Source organism: Mesorhizobium sp. M2C.T.Ca.TU.002.02.1.1, from assembly GCF_003997225.1.
Genome location: NZ_RZTO01000615.1, coordinates 1 through 3,823, shown reverse-complemented (window position 1 = coordinate 3,823; position 3,823 = coordinate 1). Strand labels below are relative to the sequence as shown.

Sequence of the window (3,823 nt, the reverse complement as noted above, 5' to 3'; positions counted from 1 at the left end):
CAAGAATTCGGCGCCCGCGCCGTTTCGCCTTCCGACCGGCCCTATCTGCCGTTCCAGCAATGGGCGATGCGGGCGGAGAGGCTGAAGCCGTCGCCGCTCGGCATCCTCATGCACCCGACCTATGGACTTTGGCATGCCTATCGCGGCGCATTGCTGTTCGAGGACGGGATTTCTGTTCCCGAACCTCATGCAGCGATTCATCTTTGCGACACATGTGTCGAAAAACCCTGCCTGAAATCCTGTCCGGTGGACGCCTATTCCGGGCAGGGCTTTGCCCATGAAGCCTGTCTTGGCCATGTGCGCGGACATAGCGGCGAGCCCTGCCGCAGCGGCGGCTGCCTCGACCGCAACGCCTGTCCCTATGGCACGGGCTATCGCTATCCGCCGGAGGTGCAGGCCTTTCACATGGCGGCCTTTGCCAAGCTGTGACGAGAGGAGCCGCCGTCCGCACGAAATCTTGAACAATGCGCTCCGGGAATGGCTTGCCGGAACGGCGCGTGCCGATATCTAACGCGCGGTACGCAACGGAGAGCATCATGGCCCGAAAGCAGATCGAGATCGAAACAACGGACGGCAAGGCGAAGGCGGGTCTTTTCCCACCGTCCGCCAAGGCGCGCGCCGGCGTCATCCTCTATATGGACGCCTTCGGGCCGCGTCCGGTGCTCGATGAGATGGCCGCGCGGCTCGCGGGTCACGGCTATGCCGTGCTGGTGCCCGATCTGTTTTATCGCAACGCGCCCTACGGGCCGTTCGACGCCAAGACCGCCTTCACGGTGGAGGAAACCAAGGCCAAACTGATGGCGCTGGTCACCGGCACGACGCAGGAGATGACCATTCGCGACAACGCCGCTTTCCTCGATGCGCTCGCGGCCGAAGGCATTGACGGGCCGGTCGGCGTCGTCGGCTATTGCATGGGCGGCGCGCGGGCGCTGAACGCGGCGGCTACCCATCCCGACCGTATCGTCGCGGCGGCGAGTTTTCACGGCGGCAATCTCGCCAGCGACGCGGCCGACAGCCCGCACCGTAAGGCGGCTTCGATCAAGGCGCGCGTCTATGTCGGAGTTGCCGGCGTCGACCGCAGCTTCCCGCCGGAGCAGTCGGCGCGGCTGGCGGAGGCGCTCAGGGTGGCAGAGGTCGACCACACGATCGAGAACTATGTCGGCGTCGGCCATGGCTGGTGCATCAAGGATCACAGCGTCTATGACGAGGCAGGCGCCGAGCGGCACTGGAAGCGGCTGACGACGTTCTTCAAAGAGACGCTGGGATAGGTTTTCGTTTCCTGAGGGGGGCTTAGCGCAAGCCTTCGAATGTTAGCGCTGCCCCTCATCGCCCTTCGGGCACCTTCTCCCCGTGAACGGGGAGAAGGAAATGCGGTGCCGCAAAAAAATCTTTCCATCGCCCCAAGGATTGGTCATTAGCCTTCGTCCAACAGGCAAATGACGGCGATGATGCTGGACGACAGCGAAGCCTCCGACGCCGAATTGATCGGGCGGGCGAGGGGCGGAGACAGGGGGGCTTTCGGCAAACTGCTCGAAAGGCACTATGGCTTCGTCTATCGCGCCGCCTATCGCTGGTGCGGCCGCAAAGCCGACGCCGAGGACATTGCCCAGGACGTCTGCGTGCGGCTTGGCCGGGCGATCCGCGACTATCAGGGCAATGGCGCCTTCACGACATGGCTCTATGCCATGACGCTGAATGCTTCGCGCGACATGATGCGCAAGCGCGCCCGCGACACCGCCAAGACCGATGCCTATGGCGCGTATTCGCTGATCGCGGGCGAAGCGCCAGCTGAGAGCGACGATCCGGTCGAGGCGCTGTGGGCGGCGGTGCGGATGCTGCCTGACAAGCAGCGTGACGCAGTGTTGCTGGTCTATGGCGAAGGTCTCAACCACGCGGCGGCGGCGGAGGTGATGGCGATCTCGGAGACGACGGTTTCCTGGCACATCCATGAAGCGAAGAAACGGCTGAAGGTGCTGATGCGTTCAGCCGGGGAAGTGTGACCATGGTCGACGACAACGAACTCGAAAGGCTGCGCGACATCGCTATACCGGTGCCGGATGGCGAGGCGAAGGCGCGCACGCTCGCGGCCGCCATGCAGGCCTTCGACCTCGATGAAAAAAATTCTGCGATCCGCCAAGGAACGCCAACAGGCCTTCGTCTCACGGAGCGAGCACAAAAGCTCTGGAGAGACATCATGCAACGGAAACTCATTGCCACACCGGCCATCACCGCGCTGGTCGCGCTGCCTATCGCTGGATATGCCGCTTTCGAGATGCTGAAGGAACAGCCGCGGGTCATCGGCGGCAACGGCACGGTCACCGAGACGGTGGCCGACAAGCCGGTGGCGCAGAAGTCCGCGCCGGAGCAGCCGGCGATCAACGAGCCGCTGGCGGCTGCGCCAGCGAAGGCGAAGAAGGCCGACGCGGACACCGAGACGCGCGCCAATTCGCAGACGGCGCCGGCAGCGCCGAAGCCGGCGGCAGAGGTCGACAGCCTGCTCAAGCAGGAAGCGACGCCCGAGGCGATGCCCGCGCCTGCCGAAAGCGGTCGGCTCGCCGCCGGCGGCAAGGCCGGTTCGCCGGGCAGGGTGATGATGCAACTTTCGCCGTCGTCAAAGGATGAAGCCGCGAGGACCGACCAGGCTCCGGCAGGAGCAGCTGCCGCGATTCCGGCGTCTCCGCCCGCCGTCGCCGATTCCAGGCTGATGGTGCAGCCTGCGCCCATGCCGACCGACCAGATGCAGGCGCGGGAGGAAAACCGCAACCGTATCGAGACCTTCAAGACCAACCCGGTGCACGAGACCGCGCAGGATCCGGTCTCGACCTTCTCGATCGATGTCGACACGGCTTCCTATTCCTTCGTGCGGCGCTCGCTGAAGGAGGGCGCTCTGCCAGATCCGGACACGGTCCGCGTCGAGGAGATGATCAATTACTTCCCCTATGACTGGAAGGGTCCGGACTCGGCCAAGACGCCGTTCAACTCGACCGTCACCGTGATGCCGACGCCGTGGAACGAGCACACCAAGCTCATGCATGTCGCGATCAAGGGTTTCGATCTGAAGCCGGCCGAGCAGCCGAAGGCCAACCTGGTCTTCCTGATCGATGTCTCGGGCTCGATGGACGAGCCGGACAAGTTGCCGCTGTTGAAGTCGGCCTTCCGGATGCTGGTCGGCAAGCTCAAACCCGACGACACGGTCTCGATCGTCACCTATGCGGGCAATGCCGGCACGGTGCTGATGCCGACCAAGGCGTCGGAAAAGCAGAAGATCCTTGCAGCCATCGACAATCTGGAGCCCGGCGGCTCGACGGCCGGCGAGGAAGGCATCCGCGAGGCTTACAAGCTTGCCCAGCAGTCCTTCGTCAAGGGCGGCGTCAACCGCGTGATGCTGGCCACCGACGGCGACTTCAATGTCGGCCAGACCGATGACGACGACCTCAAGCGTCTGATCGAGAGCGAGCGCAAGACCGGCGTGTTCCTGTCGGTATTCGGCTTCGGCCGCGACAATCTGAATGACCAGATGATGCAGACCATCGCCCAGAACGGCAACGGCACGGCTGCCTATATAGACACGCTTGCCGAGGCGCAGAAGGTGCTGGTCGACGATGCATCCTCGACGCTGTTCCCCATCGCCAAGGACGTCAAGATCCAGGTCGAGTTCAACCCGGCGACCGTGTCGGAATATCGCCTTGTCGGCTATGAGACCCGGGCCTTGAAGCGCGAGGATTTCAACAACGACCGCGTCGATGCCGGCGACATCGGCTCCGGCCATTCGGTGACGGCGGTCTACGAGATCACGCCGAAGGGGAGCGGCGGGGAGCAGGTC

The 3,823-nt window shown here is 64.1% G+C and carries 4 protein-coding genes; all 4 read left to right on the top strand.

What is annotated here, in order from left to right; genetic code table 11:
* The coding region (locus EOD07_RS26140; protein ID WP_164772532.1) for a 4Fe-4S dicluster domain-containing protein at nucleotides 1-429 on the top strand (429 nt) is incomplete at its 5' end.
* 107 nt (nucleotides 430-536) lie between these two features.
* The gene (locus EOD07_RS26135) at nucleotides 537-1,268 is read left to right on the top strand and encodes a dienelactone hydrolase family protein (RefSeq protein WP_127237466.1); all 732 of its coding nucleotides are present in this window, start codon (nucleotides 537-539) and stop codon (nucleotides 1,266-1,268) included.
* A gap of 168 nt (nucleotides 1,269-1,436) precedes the next feature.
* Nucleotides 1,437-2,000, top strand: a complete 564-nt coding sequence (locus tag EOD07_RS26130; RefSeq protein ID WP_127237465.1) for an RNA polymerase sigma factor — start codon at nucleotides 1,437-1,439, stop codon at nucleotides 1,998-2,000.
* 2 nt (nucleotides 2,001-2,002) lie between these two features.
* A partial coding sequence (locus tag EOD07_RS26125) for a VWA domain-containing protein (RefSeq protein WP_164772531.1) occupies nucleotides 2,003-3,823 on the top strand: 1,821 nt, incomplete at its 3' end.

What these genes read in the sequence shown, in the direction of transcription:
- EOD07_RS26135 (WP_127237466.1), top strand. Translation starts at nt 537, where the DNA reads ATGGCCCGAAAGCAGATCGAGATCGAAACAACGGACGGCAAGGCGAAG.
- EOD07_RS26130 (WP_127237465.1), top strand. Translation starts at nt 1,437, where the DNA reads ATGACGGCGATGATGCTGGACGACAGCGAAGCCTCCGACGCCGAATTG.